Here is a 15924-nt window from a genome sequence, read left to right on the forward strand (position 1 = left end):
AACCCCTTATTACTCGGCGTCCCGCCTCATGGCGGCGGCCCGACCTGCGGAGCCTACGGCAAGCGCAATGACTGAAGAACAGAACATCCCCGCAAACAGCGGCAACTACGACGCCAACAGCATCACCGCCCTGGAAGGCCTCGAGGCTGTCCGCAAGCGTCCTGGTATGTACATCGGCGACGTCCATGACGGCACCGGTCTGCACCATATGGTGTTCGAGGTCGTCGACAACTCCATCGACGAGGCCTTGGCTGGCCACGCCGACCACGTGTCGGTGATGATCCACGCCGATGGCTCCGTGTCGGTGTCGGACAACGGGCGCGGCATCCCGACCGGCAAGCACGAGCAGATGAGCAAGAAGCTCGACCGCGAAGTGTCCGCGGCCGAGGTCGTGATGACGGTCCTGCATGCCGGCGGCAAGTTCGACGACAACAGCTACAAGGTCTCCGGCGGTCTGCACGGCGTGGGCGTCAGCGTGGTCAACGCGCTCTCGCAGAAGTTACTGCTCGACATCTACCAGGGCGGCTTCCACTACCAGCAGGAATTCGCTGATGGTGCTGCGGTCAATTCGCTGAAGCAGGTCGAAGCCAGCACCAAGCGCGGTACCACCCTGCGCTTCTGGCCGTCGGTGAAGGCGTTCCACGACAACGTGGAGTTCCACTACGACATCCTGGCCCGCCGCCTGCGCGAACTGTCTTTCCTGAACTCCGGCGTCAAGATCGTGCTGGTCGACGAGCGCGGCGATGGCCGTCGCGATGACTTCCATTACGAAGGCGGCATCCGCAGTTTCGTGGAGCATCTGGCACAGCTGAAGACCCCGCTGCACCCGAACGTGATCTCGGTGACCGGTGAGTCCAACGGCATCGTGGTGGACGTGGCGCTGCAGTGGACCGATTCCTACCAGGAAACGATGTACTGCTTCACCAACAACATCCCGCAGAAGGATGGCGGTACCCACCTGGCCGGCTTCCGCGGCGCGCTGACCCGTGTGCTCAACAACTACATCGAGCAGAACGGCATCGCCAAGCAGGCCAAGATCAACCTGACCGGCGATGACATGCGCGAAGGCATGATCGCGGTGCTGTCGGTGAAGGTGCCTGACCCGAGCTTCTCCAGCCAGACCAAGGAAAAGCTGGTCAGCTCGGATGTGCGCCCGGCCGTGGAAAGCGCCTTCGGCCAGCGCCTGGAAGAGTTCCTGCAGGAAAACCCGAACGAAGCCAAGGCGATCGCCGGCAAGATCGTGGACGCGGCGCGTGCACGTGAAGCGGCCCGCAAGGCGCGCGATCTGACCCGCCGCAAGGGCGCGCTGGATATCGCCGGCCTGCCGGGCAAGCTGGCCGACTGCCAGGAAAAGGATCCGGCACTGTCCGAGCTGTTCATCGTCGAGGGTGACTCGGCGGGTGGTTCGGCCAAGCAGGGACGCAACCGCAAGAACCAGGCGGTGCTGCCGCTGCGCGGCAAGATCCTCAACGTGGAACGTGCCCGCTTCGACCGCATGCTCGCCTCGGATCAGGTCGGTACGCTGATCACCGCGCTGGGTACCGGCATTGGCCGGGACGAGTACAACCCGGACAAACTGCGCTACCACCGCATCATCATCATGACCGATGCCGACGTCGACGGCGCGCACATCCGTACGCTGCTGTTGACGTTCTTCTACCGTCAGATGCCGGAGTTGATCGAGCGTGGTCACATCTACATCGGCCTGCCGCCGCTTTACAAGATCAAGCAGGGCAAGCAGGAGCTGTACCTGAAGGACGACCCGGCGCTGGATGCGTACCTGGCCAGCAGCGCGGTGGAAAATGCCTCGCTGATCCCGGCCGAGAGCGAGCCGGGCATCGAAGGCGTGGCGCTGGAGAAGCTGCTGCTCTCCTACGCGTCGGCGCAGGAAACCATCGCACGCAACAGCCATCGCTACGATCGCCAGGTGCTCGAAGCACTGATCGATTTCACACCGATGGATCTGGAGCACCTGCGCAAGGCCGGCGCCGACGAAGGTCTGGCCGCGCTGGCAACCCGCCTCAACCAAGGCAGCCTCGGCTCGCCGCGCTATTCGCTGGAACTCCAGGAACCCACCGAGGAGCGACCGGCCGCCGTGCTGGTCACCCGTCGCCACATGGGCGAGCAGCTGATCCAGGTGCTCCCGCTGGGCGCGTTTGAAACCGGTGAACTGCGTGCGCTGCACCAGTCCTCGCTGCTGCTGCACGGCCTGGTTCGCGCCGGGGCGAAGATCAGCCGTGGTGCCAAGTCGGCCGAGATCGGCAGCTTTGCCGAAGCGCGCAACTGGTTGCTGGATGAGGCCAAGAAGGGTCGCCAGATCCAGCGATTCAAGGGTCTGGGTGAAATGAATCCGGAGCAGCTGTGGGACACCACGGTCAATCCCGACACCCGTCGCCTGCTCCAGGTGCGGATCGAAGATGCCGTGGCGGCCGATCAGATCTTCAGTACGCTGATGGGCGATGTGGTTGAACCGCGCCGCGACTTCATCGAAGACAATGCGCTGAAGGTCGCCAACCTGGATATCTGACACAATCGGGACAGGGCCGGCCCGGATGCGACCTGCATCCGGCCGGCCATCGCTCCCCGATGCCAGGAATCCGATGTCCGCTACCCCTCCGGCGTCCATGCCGCCTCCGCTGCCTCCCGCCGCCCCGTTGTCACCGCGTAAGCCGGGCTCCCCGCTCGCGGGATTCTTCATCGATCTGGGCATTGGCATCGCAGTCCTGTTGTCCCTGAGCCTGATCGGTGGCCTGATCTGGGGGCTGTACCGCGGCGCGATCATCGGGTACCAGGCGGCTCGCGACGGCGCCGATGCCTCCGCCGTAGCCGGTCTCACCCAGCAACTGGGGCAACCCGGTGCCCTCGCCCAGATCCTGATGGCGCTGACCGCGACCGGCGGTGCTGCACTGGTGCTGTACTTCTTCCGCCGCCGGGCCACGCCCGCCGAACGTGCGTTGTCGTTCCAAGCCGCAGGCCGCCCCTCGACCTGGGGCTGGACGCTCCTGGTCGCCACCGCGGTGATCATCGGCAGCAACCTGATCGCGTGGCTGGCCAAACAGGCGGGCATCGAACCGGTGCCGACGAATCTGGCGCTGATGGAACAGGCGATGACGCGCTTCCCGTGGTTCCTCGCGCTGTTTGCCGTGGTGCTCGCCCCCGCGTACGAAGAGCTGTTGTTCCGCCGCGTGCTGTTTGGCCGCCTCTGGCAGGCTGGCCGCCCCGTGCTGGGCATCGTGCTGAGTAGCTTGGCCTTTGCGCTGGTGCATGAAATTCCCGGCACCAGCGACAACGGGCCATTGGAAATCGCCCAACTCTGGCTGGTTTACGGCGGCATGGGCGCTGCGTTCGCCTGGCTCTATCAACGCACCGGCACCTTGTGGGCACCGATCGCCGCGCATGCCCTGAACAATGGCATTGCCCTGGCCGCGCTGATGTTCCTTGGTCTGCATTGATCCATCACGCGGCTTGACGAAAATTTACGTTGCCGCGTTCCACACTGCCTACATGAACACGGGGGAATGCACATGAAACCGGTGCTGTTGGGAATTGCCATTGCCATGCTGGTGAGCGCGTGCGCCACCACCACTTCGCCCACCGGCCGTCGCCAGATGGTTGGCGGTGTCTCGCAGGCCGAGCTGGATCAACTCGGCGCGCAGGCATTCACCGAAACCAAATCCAAAGGCACGCTCAGTACCGATCCAAAGCAGAACGCGTACGTGCAGTGCGTGGTCAATGCGCTCGTTGCACAGCTCCCCGCCCAGTACCGTGGCGTACGGTGGGAGACGGCGCTGATGGTGGACAAAGAACCCAACGCGTTCGCCCTGCCCGGCGGCAAGGTGGGGGTCAATACCGGCATCTTCACCGTCGCTAAAAACCAGGATCAGCTGGCTGCCGTGATCGGCCATGAAATCGGCCACGTCATCTCGCGGCACCACGAAGAGCGCATCACCCGCCAGATGGGCGCGCAGACCGGCTTGTCGGTCCTGGGCGCGTTGGCGGGTGCGGCCTACGGTGAGGGCGCGGCCAGTACCGTCAGCCAGCTCGGTGGCGCCGGCGCCCAGGCCGCCTTCCTGCTGCCGGGATCACGCACCCAGGAAAGCGAGGCCGATATCGTCGGTCAGCGCTTGATGGCCGAAGCGGGCTTCAACCCGGCCCAGGCGGTGGATCTGTGGCAGAACATGATGGCCGCCAGCGGCGGACGCTCGCCTCAGTGGCTGTCCACCCACCCCGATCCCGCCAACCGCATCCGTGAACTTCAGCGAGACGCACCCTCGCTCAGTGGTGTATACCAACAAGCCCAGGCCGCCGGACGGCGTCCGAAGTGCGGTTGACGCACCCGGATACGACCAGAAGATGCTGTATTGCAGCATCGGAAACGATTTCTCACGTCATCAGTTTCTGATACGTTTGGCGGCTCAGATTTTTCTGACAGTCCGTTTTGATGCCGCCGCGGCGGTTCGATCGAGGTGAAAGATGATTTTCAGCAACCACAAGCAAGCCGTCCTTTCCGTCCTCATCGCGACCGCTATCGGTGGCGCCATGGTCACCGATGCGTTCGCCCAGTCCCGTTCCTCGGAGCGTGGCAACCGCGGCGGCAAGCAGGCGAAGGCCGAAGTGCTCTACCCGAACGCGACCCGTCAGGAGCCGGAGCAGAAGTCTTCGGCCAAGGTCGGCCCGAAGCTGCAGAAGCTGATTGACAGCTACAACGATCAGAAGTTCCCGGAAACCCGCGCGCAGGCCGAAGAGATCCTGGCCAACCCGGCCGCGAACAACTACGACAAGTCGCTCGCTGCGCAGCTGGCCTCGCAGGCCGCCTACCAGCTCGACGACACCGCCGCCGCCAAGAAGTACCTCGAGCAGGTGCTGCAGATGGGGGGCCTGGACAACAACGGCCACTACCAGTCGATGTTGATGCTCGGCCAGCTGCAGCTGCAGGACGACCAGATCAACGAGGGCCTGGCCACGCTGGACAAGTATTTCGCCGAGACCAAGTCGAACAAGCCCGAAGAGCTGATCGCCAAGGGACAGGCGCTGTACCAGGCCGAGCGTTACGCCGAGGCGATCCCGGTGCTGCAGCAGGCCATCGCCGGCTCGCCGGAGCCGAAGGACAACTGGAACCAGCTGCTGATGGCCGCCATGGCCGAAGCGGGCCAGACCGGTGAAGCGGTCAAGCAGGCCGAGGCGCTCGCCGCCAAGAACCCGAATGACAAGAAGGCTCAGCTGAACCTGGCCAGCATGTACATGCAGGCAGACCAGATGGACCAGGCGGGCGCCATCATGGGCAAGCTGTACAGCGCCGGCCAGCTGACCGACGAGCGCGAGTACAAGCAGCTCTACTCGATCTACGCCAACAGCGAGAACAAAGAAAAAGACGTCATTGCCGTTATCAATGATGGCTTGCAGAAAAACATCCTGAAGCCTGATTATCAGGTGTACCTGGCGCTGGCTCAGGCGTATTACTACTCTGAGCCGCAGCAGGCGGACAAGGCGATCGAAGCGTGGCAGAAGGCTGCCCCGCTTTCCAAGGACGGCGAGACCTACCTGAATCTGGCACGCGTGCTGCATTCGGAAGGTCGCATTCCGGAGGCCAAGCAGGCCGCCCAGCAGGCGCTGGCGAAGGGTGTGAAGAACCAGGCGGATGCCAAGAAAATCATCAACCTGAAGTAAGTAGGAATAACGCCTGAATGCCTGCACGAGTGATGCGCAGGCGCTCAGGATTGGTATAAGCTTGGAGGTTCCTGCGGTGTCATGCACCGCTGATCATGGGCTACCTGTCCCCGGGTACCCGGCCCCACTAATGAGCTCTTGGCGCATGACGGAACAACTAGTCGTTCACAGGTACGAACAACGCGATGACACCGGCCTCTCCTGGCCGCGTATCGTGGGTATCGCTTTTGTAATCGCACTGCATCTCGCCGCCTTCATGATGCTTCTGATCCCGGCTGTGGCTCCCAAGGCCGCTGCGGAGAAAGAACGCAACATCATGGTGACCCTGGTCGACGCTCCGCCGCCGCCCCCACCGCCGCCGCCGCCGCCGCCGCCGGATGACACCCCGCCGCCGCCGGTGAAAAACCTGTCGCCGCCGAAGCCGTCCCCGGTTCCGCCGCCGCCGCAGGCCCCTGTGGTCGATATCCCGGACCCGCGTCCGACCGACATCGTCACGCCGCCTTCGCCGCCGTCGCCGCCGCAGCCGCCGAGCACCATTGAGGCAAGCGTCGACATCTCGTCGAAGAACATGAACCCCCCGCGTTACCCGCCGGCCGCGTTCCGTGCTGGTATCCAGGGTGAAGTCATCCTGATCATTGACGTCGATGCCAATGGCAACGTCACCAATGTGTCGGTCGAGAAGTCCAGCCGTAACCGTGACCTTGACCGCGCCGCCATGGAAGCAGCTCGCAAGTGGAGCTTCCGTTCCGCGGAATCGGGCGGGAAGAAGGTCGCAGGTCGCGTTCGCGTCCCGGTCAACTTTGCGCTGAACTGATAGTGGCCGGTGGCCCGCCGGCCACCGCCTCTAGCGGTTATTTCTAGCAATACCCTTTATCACCACACACAACAAAGGTAAGCGTCATGCTGCAGGAACTTTTCATCGCCGCTGCTGCCGGGGGCAACTCCAACGCCCTGTCGCAGATGGGCTTCGAGCACCTGATCCACGAGATGACCACCCAGCCGGGTGACTTCGCCGTCTCCTGGGTCGTGCTGCTGACCCTGATCATCATGTCGGCCATGTCCTGGTACTGGACCGTCATCAACATCTTCCGCGCCACCCGCCTGAAGGCAGCTGCCGACAAGGTCGTGAGCCTGTTCTGGGATACCCCGAACGCTCAGGACGCCATCCGTGCGATGGAAGAACAGCCGGCTTCGGAGCCCTTCTCCAAGATCGCTCTGGACGCTGCACAGGCTGCTGCGCACCACCAGCGTTCGGAAGGCGGCACCTCGGGTGGCCTGGGTGAAAACCTGAGCCGTTCGGAGTTCGTCGATCGCGCCCTGCGTCAGGCCGTGACCCGCGAAAGCAACAACCTGCAGTCGGGCATGACCCTGCTGGCCACCGTCGGCGCAACCGCTCCGTTCGTGGGTCTGCTGGGTACCGTGTGGGGCATCTACGGCGCGCTGATCAAGATCGGTGCCACCGGTTCCGCCTCGATCGACGCCGTTGCCGGCCCGGTGGGTGAAGCACTGATCATGACCGCCATCGGTCTGTTCGTGGCTATCCCGGCCGTGTTCGCCTTCAACTTCTTCAGCAAGATCAACAGCGCCACGATCAGCAAGTTCGATACGTTCGCTCACGACCTGCACGACTTCTTCGCCACCGGTTCGCGCGTTCGCTAATAGCGACGCGCGTCACCCAGCGAGAACGTAGTCAACACGATCTAGACGGAGCCCGTTATGGCTTTCAGTAGTGGTAACAGCGGCGGCCCCATGGCCGACATCAACGTTACGCCCCTCGTGGACGTGATGCTGGTGCTGCTGATCATCTTCATCATCACGGCGCCCCTGATGTCCCACAAGGTCAAGGTGGATCTGCCTGAGGCCAACCTGGTGCAGAATCCGGAAGACGCTGAAAAGCGGGCGAGCCCGATCACCTTGGCAGTCAAGGAAGACGGCTCGATCTACTGGAACGACGAGGAAATCGACAAGCAGACGCTCGAGTCGCGCTTGGCGACCGCCGCCCAGCAGACCCCGCAGCCGCCCCTCAACCTGCGTGGTGATCGCACCACCAAGATGCGCGTCATCAATGAGATGACGAAGGTCGCGCAGGAACAGGGCATGCTCGACGTGGGCTTCGTCGCCACCAAAGTAAAGGGGCAGTAAGCCATGGCGTTCAGTACTGGTGGTAACAAAGGCCCCATGGCCGACATCAACGTCACGCCCCTGGTGGACGTGATGCTGGTGCTGCTGATCATCTTCATCGTCACCGCGCCGATCATGACGTACCCGATCGCCGTTGACCTGCCGCAGCGTGTGCTCAACCCACCGCCGGTGACTGTCGAACCGCCGCCGCCGATCGAGCTGAAGGTGGACGCCAGCAACCAGGTGTCGTGGAACAACAGCCCCGTGGCTGTGGGCGAACTGCAGCAGCGTATGGAGCAGGAAGTGCAGCGCGATCCGACCAACCAGCCGGAACTGCGCATTGATGCCAGCCCGGACTCCGAGTACGACGTGATGGCCAAGGTATTGGCTGCCGCGAAGAATGCTCAGATGAAGAAGATCGGCTTCGTACAGCAGTAATGCGCAAGACGCAGTCATGACGCGACTGGAAAACGCCCCTGGAAACAGGGGCGTTTTTTTTGTGCCACCGGTCGCGCATACGCGCCAGCGCCACGCCGACCGCTATCATCCGGCCATGCTCGCAACCTTCGACGTCTTCGGGGATTGGCTTGATGCCATCCCCCACCTGCGCCCCCTCATGGTGGCGGCCTACATTCTCTATCTGCTGTGGCTGATCGGTTGGATCATGCTGCAGAAGCGCGAGCCGGTCGCCACGCTGAGCTGGATCCTGTCGCTGGCCGCCCTGCCCTATCTCGGGCTCTTCATCTACTACCTGCTCGGCCCGCAGAAGGTCAAACGGCAACGCCTGCGCCGCGGTCGCTCGCGCTCGGGCATGGAGCACTACAGCAGCGTCTGCCCACCGGATGCGGACTGCACCGAGCTGGCCAAGATCGCCCAGGCCACGACCGGGCTGTCACCGAGCTCGGCCACCGAAGTGGAGTGGCTGGTCGATGGTGCGGCCACCTACAGCGCATTGCTCGCTGCGGTCGCCACGGCGAAAGATCATCTGCATCTGGAGTACTACATCTTCAATCCGGACCACGCCGGCACCGCGCTGCGCGATGCGCTGACCGAGCGTGCCGCCGCCGGTGTACGCGTGCGGCTGCTGCTGGACGCGGTCGGTTCGTCGTCCATCCGCAAGCGCTTCCTGCAGCCGCTGCTGGATGCCGGTGCCGAAGTGGTCTGGTTCCATCCGCGGCAGCTGCTCAAGCCGTTCAAGCGGCCCTGGTTGAACCTGCGCACGCACCGCAAGCTGGTCATCATCGATGGCCTGCAGGCCTTCACCGGCGGCATCAACATCACCGATGAGGAGGACGAGAGCGTCCGCCCGGATGCGTATCGCGACCTGCACATGCGCCTGCGCGGCCACGTGGTGCGCAGCCTGCAGCTGGTCTTCATCGAGGATTGGATCTACGCCACCGGCCAGGAGCCGGCGCGCTTCAAGATCGCGCAGTTGTGGCCGGAGACCATGCCCAGCCGCAACGAGGGCAGCATCAGCGCGCAGGTGCTGGTCTCCGGCCCGGACTCGTCGTGGGAAACCATTCACCGGCTGCACGTGGCGGCGATCCACGAAGCCAAGGAGCGCGTCTGGTTGGTGACGCCCTACTTCGTCCCGGGCGAAGCCGCGCGCATGGCACTGACCTCGGCCGCACTCGGTGGGCTGGACGTGCGCCTGCTGGTGCCCAAGATGAGCGACTCCTGGTTCGTCACCCAGGCCGCGCGCTCCTACTTCGATGAGCTGCTGCAGGCCGGGGTCAAGATCTACGAGTACGGCCCGCGCATGCTGCACACCAAGGCCTTCATCGCCGATGACGACGTCTGCATCGTCGGCAGTGCCAACTTTGATCACCGCAGCTTCCGCCTCAACTTCGAGCTCTCGATGATGATCAGCGATACCGACCGGGTGGCAGCGCTGGCCGAGATCCTGCTGGCCGAGTACAGCAGCGCCTCACCGGTCTACAACGATCGTCAGCGTTCGCTGTGGCGGCACCGTGTGCCCGAAGCGTTCGCGCGCCTGGCCTCGCCGCTGCTGTAGCCATTGCTTCCCGTGGAACCGCACCGGGCGCCAGCGCTACACTGGCCCGGTCAATCGGGGAGAACGACATGTACTGGCTGTTTCTGCTGTTGGCGCTGGCCTGTTTCGGCATGGCGCTCAAGACCCCCCACATGGGGCTGATGGCGCTGTCGCTGCTGGGCACCCTGGTGTTCCTGCTGGCGTGGGTCCGCGGCCTCTATGTGGCCCGCTTCGGCGATGTGCAGGCCACCCGTGCGGCCATCACCGATCCCAACGAACTCCGTCGGCTGCGGGAGCTCGCCCTCCAGGCGCGCACCCCGACCGCTCAGGGTGAGTCCGACCCCTCGTAGTGCCATGACCCAACTCAGCGTCAACGTGAACAAGATCGCCGTCCTGCGCAACTCGCGCGGCGGCACCGACCCGGACGTCCTGCAGGCCGCCCGTGCCTGCCTGGATGCCGGTGCGCACGGCATCACCGTGCACCCGCGCCCGGACCGTCGCCACATCCACGCCGAGGACGTGCTGGCCCTGTCCGCGCTGACGGCCGAGCGCGGCGTGGAGTTCAACATCGAGGGCAACCCGTTCGCGCCCCCGCGTGAGGGGTACCCCGGGCTGCTGCCGCTGTGCGCGCAGACCCGCCCCGCCCAGGCCACCCTGGTGCCGGACAGCGACGGCCAGCTCACTTCCGACCACGGCTTTGATTTCGGCCGTGATGCACAGCGCCTGCGCCCGCTGATCGCCGAGCTGAAGACGTACGGCTGCCGGGTCAGCCTGTTCGTGGACGCAGGCAACCCCGACATCGCCCAAGCCGCGGCCATCGGTGCCGACCGCGTGGAGCTCTACACCGGCCCCTACGCCGAGGCGCATGCCGCCGGTGACGCCTCGGCCATGCTGGCCGTGTTCGCCGACGCGGCGCGCCGCGCCCAGGCGGCCGGCCTGGGGGTCAACGCCGGGCACGACCTGTCGCAGGACAACCTGGCCGATTTCCTGCGGACCGTGCCGGACGTGCTGGAAGTCTCGATCGGCCACGCCCTGATCAGTGAGGCGCTGTACGACGGGCTGGAAGCCACGGTGAAGGGATATCTGCGGCTGCTCTGATGCCGGCGCGTCCCCGTGCCGCGTAACGTGGCTGAGACCCGGTTGGAGCCGACCGTTGGTCGGCTCTGGCACGCGCTCCCCCCCTGTGGATAATTTTGGGGATCAATCCGATTCCCTCCCCCGGCAGACCTTTGGTGGCAAGGGTTTCACTTCCAATTAGCCCTGTGGTTAGTAATACTACTAATCATGGATATCTCCCATGCCCGCCGTTCCGACGCCACGACGTCTCATTCCCTGAGACCTCCCGGCGATAGCCTTTGACCATGGGTATTGCGATCAAAGGCCGGGGTTCCCGCACGCACCTGGCGGGCCGTTTCGAGGTCACCGTCAGCGAAGCGATGGACGACGGCTGGGCGCCGGACGAGAGCGAGGAGTTCGCCGCGCCGCGGCTGCGCACCGAAGTGCGCGCCGAGACCGCCCGCAGCATCATCAGCCGCAACAAGTCGCCGGACGTCGGCTTCAGCCAGTCGGTCAATCCGTACCGCGGCTGCGAGCACGGGTGCTCCTATTGCTTCGCCCGACCCTCGCACGCCTATCTCAATCTCTCGCCCGGGCTGGACTTCGAGACCAAGCTGTTCGCCAAGACCAATGCGCCGCAGCTGCTGCGCAAGGAGCTCTCGCGCCCTGGCTACGTGCCGCAGCCGATCGCGCTGGGCATCAACACCGATGCTTACCAGCCGATCGAGCGCAAGCTCAAACTGACCCGCCAGCTGATCGAGGTGATGCTGGAAACGCAGCACCCGTTCTCACTGATCACCAAGAACGCGCTGGTCGAGCGAGACATCGACCTGCTCGCACCGCTGGCGGAAAAGCAGCTGGTCAGCGTGCACTTCTCGGTGACCTCGCTGGACCCGCACCTGTCCGCCAAGCTCGAACCGCGCGCCTCGGCACCGCATGCACGGCTGCGCGCGATGCGTCGCCTGAGCGATGCCGGCATCCCGGTCGGGGTGATGGTCGCGCCGGTGATCCCGTGGATCAACGATGCCGAACTGGAAGCTGTGCTTGAGGCCGCTCACGATGCCGGTGCCTCCACCGCCGGCTACGTGCTGCTGCGCCTGCCGCTGGAAGTGGCGCCGCTGTTCCGCGATTGGCTCGACACCCACCATCCGGGCCGTGCCACGCACGTGATGAGCACCATCAACCAGCTGCGCGGCGGCAAGGACTACAACAGCCAGTTCGGCACGCGCATGCGCGGCGAAGGCGTCTACGCGGATCTGCTGTCCAACCGCTTCAAGCTGGCCCGCAAGCGCCTGGGCTTCGACGCGCAGCACAGCCACTGGCCGAAGCTGGACTGCACCCGCTTCCTGCGGCCGTTGCCGCCGCGGGCGGAGTCACCGCAGGGCTCGTTGTTCTGATCAGCCCCCGATGGACTTTAGGGCGCACCCGCCCAACAATCGGGCCAAGGCACCGCGCCGCGGTGGCCTGACGTCCATATCGGATATCCAGGGGGAACCACATGTCATCGGCAGCCACCTCGGCCGCGTCGAACGCGGCCAACATCGCGATCAACGCCGCCATCACCGCCGCGGTGCAGCAGCAGCGCGACGCGTTGATCGCACACTTCACCGGCCATCAGGCGCTGTCGCCGCAGAGCGCGATCGCGGCGGACAGCATCGACCCTGCATTGCAGGTAGCGCTGAAGTACTACCGCGACAACGGCGTCATCCGCGACGCGGGCGCTGATCGTCTCTATCTGGATCTGGACGTGCTGGCCGGGTTGAAGGCGAAGGCGAAGCGCACCGGGCGCAATGTGCTGATCACGGTGATGGTGTTGGCCGTGGTGGTAGTGGTGGGTGCTGTGTTGCTGGTGTGGGCGCGCTGATCAATTCCCACCAAACAATTTCTGCGCACTCTGGAAAAGAACCCAGCTCGTCGCAATGAACTTGTCCCCACCCTGCGGCCGGTTGCCCCGGTGCGTGTGGGTAAACGCGGTCGGTGCGATCAACAGGCTGCCCGTGCGCGGCGCGACCTTGCGGCCCTGGAACAGGAACTCGGTTTCGCCGGCGTCGAAATCGTCGTTGAGGTAGAGCGTCCACAGCAGATGGCGGTGCAGCGTTTCGCCGGCCGGATCGCGTGGGTACAGCTCGCAGTGCCAGTACGGATAGCCACCCTCGCCCGCGGCATACCATTGCAGATTGATGGCACCGGGCCGCAGGCAGGTGCGGGCCAGGTCGGACAGCGTGGCGTCGTCCATGTCGGGGAAATCCTCGGCCGCCAACCGGCGCGGTTGCCCCTGACTGTCCTGGATCTGCAGCATCAGCGGCGAGATCAGGGCCTGTGGATAACGGCGTAGATAAGTCAGCAAACCCTTGAAAACCGCCTGCTGCAGCACTGCTTCCGCCTGCCGCCACTCGGGGCGCCCGCTGATGCGAAGATCCTTGCTGTGCTTGAGTTCCGGGAACACACCGCTGCCCACTTCGCCCGGCTGCAACTGCGCACTGGATCGCATCTGGGCCTGCAGGGCCGCACAGACCTCGTTGGGGACGGCGTTGTGGATTACTTCGATGAAATCGAGCGGCGCGTCGGCAGTCATGGGGTCATCCGTGGGCACGAATGGCCGATGGTGACCGCTGCCGTGGCCGATGTCACGCCGTTGCCACGTATCAACAGGGCTGACCTGACGGCCAGCCCTGTGTAGGAAATCAACCTGCCGCGCTGTCGTGTTCGCGGTGGTAACGGGTGGCTTCTTCCACCTCATTGCGCGAGCCGAGGAAGACCGGCACGCGCTGGTGCAGCTGATCGGGCTGGATGTCGAGAATGCGCACGCGACCGGTGGTGGCGGCGCCGCCGGCCTGTTCGACCAGCAGGCCCATCGGGTTGGCTTCGTACATCAGGCGCAGCTTGCCGGCCTTGGACGGATCCTTCGTGTCCCACGGGTAGATGAAGATGCCGCCGCGGGTCAGGATGCGATGCACGTCGGCCACCATGCTGGCGATCCAGCGCATGTTGAAGTTCTTGCCGCGCGCGCCTTCCTTGCCGGCCAGCAGGTCCTGCACGTAGCCCTGCATCGGGGTTTCCCAATGCCGCTGGTTGGACATGTTGATGGCGAATTCCTGGGTGTCTGCCGGGATCTGCATGTCCGGCGTGGTCAGCACGAACTCGCCCTTCTCGCGGTCCAGGGTGAACGCGTGCGTGCCGTGGCCGACGGTGAGTACCATCTGCGTGCTCGGCCCGTAGATGCAGTAGCCGGCCGCGACCTGCGCGGTGCCCGGCTGCAGGAAGCTGGCGTCGTTGGGCTGCTCGGTGCCCGGCGGGCAGCGCAGCACCGAGAAGATGGTGCCGACGGACACGTTGACGTCGATGTTGGAGCTGCCATCAAGGGGATCGAACAGCAGCAGGAAGTCACCGCGCGGATACGTGTCGGGCACCGGCTGGCAGTGATCCATTTCTTCCGAGGCACAGGCAGCCAAGTGACCGCCCCAGGCGTTGGCCTCCAGCAGGATCTCATTGCTGATCACGTCCAGCTTCTTCTGCGCCTCGCCCTGCACGTTGCCGGTACCGGCTTCGCCGAGCACACCGCCCAGCGCGCCCTTGCTGACCGCAATGGAGATGCTGGTGCAGGCGCGGGCCACGACAGCGATCAGCTGACGCAGATCGGCGTTGATGCGGCCGGCATGTTGCTCTTCGATCAGATAGCGGGTCAGCGACGTCTGGGACATGGAATCAGGCGGCCTTCAAAGGGGAAGCGCCTATTGTCGCCCTTCGCCGGAGCCATTACGAGGCGCGGGCAGCCGTAACCGTTCCCACGCCATGCCCCGTCCTGCCGATGCCGTAACGCAGAACGGCCGCGCAGGGCGGCCGTTCTGCTTCACCGGGGCAATACTGCTCAGCCCTTGCTGACGGTCGCCACGGCCTTGGCCACGTATTCCAGGTTGCCCTGGTTGAGTGCGGCCACGCAGATGCGGCCGGTGCCGACGGCGTAGATCGCGAACTCGTCGCGCAGGCGGTCCACCTGGGCGCGGCTCAGGCCCGAGTACGAGAACATGCCGGCCTGGTCGTTGATGAACGCGTACTCCGGTGCGCCGGCGGCGACCAGGTTCTCCACCAGGCCATGGCGCAGGGCGTGGATGCGCTCACGCATCTCGGTCAGTTCCGCTTCCCACAGCTGGCGCAGCTCGACGCTGTTGAGCACGCCGGCGACCAGTGCGGCGCCGTGGTTGGACGGGCTGGAGTAGATCGTGCGGATGATGCGCTTGACCTGCGACTGCACGGCCTTGGCCGCGTTCGCGTCCGGGGCGACCACCGACAGCGCGCCAACACGCTCGCCATACAGCGAGAACGACTTGGAGTACGAGTTGGCGACCACAAAGCTGTCGATGCCGGCCTCGGCGATGATGCGCACGGCCGCGCCATCTTCGCTGATGCCCTTGTCGAAGCCCTGGTAGGCCATGTCGATGAACGGGAACAGCTGGCGGTCCTTCAACAGCTCGGCCACCTGCTTCCACTGCGCGACGGTGAGGTCGGCACCGGTCGGGTTGTGGCAGCACGCGTGCAGCAGCACCACGGTGCCCGGCTGCAGCTTGCCGAGGTCGGCCAGCATGCCGTCGAAGTCCACGCCATGGGTGGCGGCATCGAAGTAGGTGTAATCGACCACGTCGAAGCCGGCCGCGCCGAACACCGCGCGATGGTTTTCCCAGCTCGGGTTGCTGATGGCGATGGTGGCGTGCGGCAGCAGCTTGTGCAGCAGGTCCGCGCCGACGCGCAGCGCACCGCTGCCGCCGATGGTCTGCGAGGTGGCCACGCGGCCGGCGGCCAGCAGCGGCGAGTCCTTGCCGAAGACCAGTTCGCGGGTGGCCTGGGTGTAGGCCGGCAGGCCGTCGATCGGCAGGTAGCCGCGCGGTTTGGCGTCAACGGCCAGCTGCTGTTCGATCTTGTTCACGGCGCGGAGCAGCGGGATGCGGCCGCTCTCGTCGTAATAGATGCCCACGCCCAGGTTGACCTTGATCGGGCGGCTGTCGGCGTTGTAAGCCTCGGTCAGGCCCAGGATCGGGTCGCCTGGGACCAGTTCCACATTTGCAAAGAAGGACACGGCGGTACTCATTCGG

At 64.9% G+C, this 15924-nt stretch carries 16 protein-coding genes; 13 read left to right on the forward strand and 3 right to left on the reverse strand.

The window, feature by feature from the left end; translation table 11 throughout:
• Window positions 1-67 precede the first annotated feature (67 nt).
• The 13 genes from gyrB to AC13F7_RS13480 all read left to right on the forward strand — a co-directional run bounded on the left by gyrB (window position 68) and on the right by AC13F7_RS13480 (window position 12701).
• Window positions 68-2527, forward strand: coding sequence for a DNA topoisomerase (ATP-hydrolyzing) subunit B (gene gyrB, locus AC13F7_RS13420; protein ID WP_483001243.1), 2460 nt, complete (start codon window positions 68-70; stop codon window positions 2525-2527).
• A 73-nt stretch (window positions 2528-2600) separates the two neighbouring features.
• Complete coding sequence (locus AC13F7_RS13425) at window positions 2601-3452, forward strand: CPBP family intramembrane glutamic endopeptidase (protein ID WP_481467642.1); 852 nt, start codon at window positions 2601-2603, stop codon at window positions 3450-3452.
• 72 nt (window positions 3453-3524) lie between these two features.
• Window positions 3525-4331, forward strand: a complete 807-nt coding sequence (locus tag AC13F7_RS13430; RefSeq protein WP_019184052.1) for a M48 family metallopeptidase — start codon at window positions 3525-3527, stop codon at window positions 4329-4331.
• A 142-nt stretch (window positions 4332-4473) separates the two neighbouring features.
• Window positions 4474-5667 (forward strand): tetratricopeptide repeat protein, encoded by a 1194-nt coding sequence (locus AC13F7_RS13435; protein WP_481467645.1) that lies wholly within the window; start codon window positions 4474-4476, stop codon window positions 5665-5667.
• Between the two features lie 145 nt (window positions 5668-5812).
• Window positions 5813-6481, forward strand: coding sequence for an energy transducer TonB (locus tag AC13F7_RS13440; protein ID WP_429000542.1), 669 nt, complete (start codon window positions 5813-5815; stop codon window positions 6479-6481).
• A gap of 86 nt (window positions 6482-6567) precedes the next feature.
• Window positions 6568-7326: a TonB-system energizer ExbB gene (gene exbB / locus AC13F7_RS13445; RefSeq protein WP_019184055.1), complete on the forward strand. Its 759-nt coding sequence runs from the start codon at window positions 6568-6570 to the stop codon at window positions 7324-7326.
• Window positions 7327-7383: 57 nt separating this feature from the next.
• Window positions 7384-7809 carry an ExbD/TolR family protein gene (locus AC13F7_RS13450; protein WP_046272259.1) on the forward strand — a complete coding sequence of 142 codons (426 nt, stop codon included), beginning with the start codon at window positions 7384-7386 and terminating at the stop codon, window positions 7807-7809.
• A gap of 3 nt (window positions 7810-7812) precedes the next feature.
• Window positions 7813-8226 (forward strand): ExbD/TolR family protein, encoded by a 414-nt coding sequence (locus AC13F7_RS13455; RefSeq protein WP_046272258.1) that lies wholly within the window; start codon window positions 7813-7815, stop codon window positions 8224-8226.
• A gap of 115 nt (window positions 8227-8341) precedes the next feature.
• Window positions 8342-9802, forward strand: a complete 1461-nt coding sequence (gene cls, locus AC13F7_RS13460) for a cardiolipin synthase (RefSeq protein ID WP_481467647.1) — start codon at window positions 8342-8344, stop codon at window positions 9800-9802.
• 68 nt (window positions 9803-9870) lie between these two features.
• Window positions 9871-10131, forward strand: coding sequence for a hypothetical protein (locus AC13F7_RS13465; RefSeq protein ID WP_481467649.1), 261 nt, complete (start codon window positions 9871-9873; stop codon window positions 10129-10131).
• A 4-nt stretch (window positions 10132-10135) separates the two neighbouring features.
• Window positions 10136-10879: a pyridoxine 5'-phosphate synthase gene (locus AC13F7_RS13470; RefSeq protein ID WP_481467651.1), complete on the forward strand. Its 744-nt coding sequence runs from the start codon at window positions 10136-10138 to the stop codon at window positions 10877-10879.
• Between the two features lie 263 nt (window positions 10880-11142).
• Entirely contained in the window at window positions 11143-12234 is a 1092-nt protein-coding gene (locus AC13F7_RS13475) for a PA0069 family radical SAM protein (RefSeq protein ID WP_483001267.1), read from the forward strand.
• Between the two features lie 101 nt (window positions 12235-12335).
• Window positions 12336-12701, forward strand: coding sequence for a hypothetical protein (locus AC13F7_RS13480; RefSeq protein ID WP_483001268.1), 366 nt, complete (start codon window positions 12336-12338; stop codon window positions 12699-12701).
• Here AC13F7_RS13480 and AC13F7_RS13485 read toward each other — a convergent pair whose 3' ends face one another.
• The 3 genes from AC13F7_RS13485 to AC13F7_RS13495 all read right to left on the reverse strand — a co-directional run bounded on the left by AC13F7_RS13485 (window position 12702) and on the right by AC13F7_RS13495 (window position 15908).
• Window positions 12702-13412, reverse strand: coding sequence for a 2OG-Fe(II) oxygenase (locus tag AC13F7_RS13485; RefSeq protein ID WP_346471675.1), 711 nt, complete (start codon window positions 13410-13412; stop codon window positions 12702-12704). It lies immediately after the preceding gene.
• Between the two features lie 109 nt (window positions 13413-13521).
• On the reverse strand, window positions 13522-14538 hold the full coding sequence (locus AC13F7_RS13490) for a class 1 fructose-bisphosphatase (RefSeq protein WP_088435276.1): 1017 nt from the start codon (window positions 14536-14538) through the stop codon (window positions 13522-13524).
• Window positions 14539-14705: 167 nt separating this feature from the next.
• Window positions 14706-15908 (reverse strand): amino acid aminotransferase, encoded by a 1203-nt coding sequence (locus AC13F7_RS13495; RefSeq protein ID WP_483001269.1) that lies wholly within the window; start codon window positions 15906-15908, stop codon window positions 14706-14708.
• Window positions 15909-15924 lie beyond the last annotated feature (16 nt).

The organism is Stenotrophomonas sp. K-6 (assembly GCF_056861555.1).

Bases quoted from the DNA above. Each gene is read 5' to 3' on its own strand.
- AC13F7_RS13470 (WP_481467651.1), top strand. From the start codon at position 10,136: ATGACCCAACTCAGCGTCAACGTGAACAAGATCGCCGTCCTGCGCAAC.
- gyrB (WP_483001243.1), top strand. From the start codon at position 68: ATGACTGAAGAACAGAACATCCCCGCAAACAGCGGCAACTACGACGCC.
- exbB (WP_019184055.1), top strand. From the start codon at position 6,568: ATGCTGCAGGAACTTTTCATCGCCGCTGCTGCCGGGGGCAACTCCAAC.
- AC13F7_RS13440 (WP_429000542.1), top strand. From the start codon at position 5,813: ATGACGGAACAACTAGTCGTTCACAGGTACGAACAACGCGATGACACC.
- AC13F7_RS13480 (WP_483001268.1), top strand. From the start codon at position 12,336: ATGTCATCGGCAGCCACCTCGGCCGCGTCGAACGCGGCCAACATCGCG.
- AC13F7_RS13455 (WP_046272258.1), top strand. From the start codon at position 7,813: ATGGCGTTCAGTACTGGTGGTAACAAAGGCCCCATGGCCGACATCAAC.
- cls (WP_481467647.1), top strand. From the start codon at position 8,342: ATGCTCGCAACCTTCGACGTCTTCGGGGATTGGCTTGATGCCATCCCC.
- AC13F7_RS13465 (WP_481467649.1), top strand. From the start codon at position 9,871: ATGTACTGGCTGTTTCTGCTGTTGGCGCTGGCCTGTTTCGGCATGGCG.
- AC13F7_RS13485 (WP_346471675.1), bottom strand. From the start codon at position 13,412: ATGACTGCCGACGCGCCGCTCGATTTCATCGAAGTAATCCACAACGCC.
- AC13F7_RS13425 (WP_481467642.1), top strand. From the start codon at position 2,601: ATGTCCGCTACCCCTCCGGCGTCCATGCCGCCTCCGCTGCCTCCCGCC.
- AC13F7_RS13450 (WP_046272259.1), top strand. From the start codon at position 7,384: ATGGCTTTCAGTAGTGGTAACAGCGGCGGCCCCATGGCCGACATCAAC.
- AC13F7_RS13490 (WP_088435276.1), bottom strand. From the start codon at position 14,538: ATGTCCCAGACGTCGCTGACCCGCTATCTGATCGAAGAGCAACATGCC.
- AC13F7_RS13430 (WP_019184052.1), top strand. From the start codon at position 3,525: ATGAAACCGGTGCTGTTGGGAATTGCCATTGCCATGCTGGTGAGCGCG.
- AC13F7_RS13435 (WP_481467645.1), top strand. From the start codon at position 4,474: ATGATTTTCAGCAACCACAAGCAAGCCGTCCTTTCCGTCCTCATCGCG.
- AC13F7_RS13475 (WP_483001267.1), top strand. From the start codon at position 11,143: ATGGGTATTGCGATCAAAGGCCGGGGTTCCCGCACGCACCTGGCGGGC.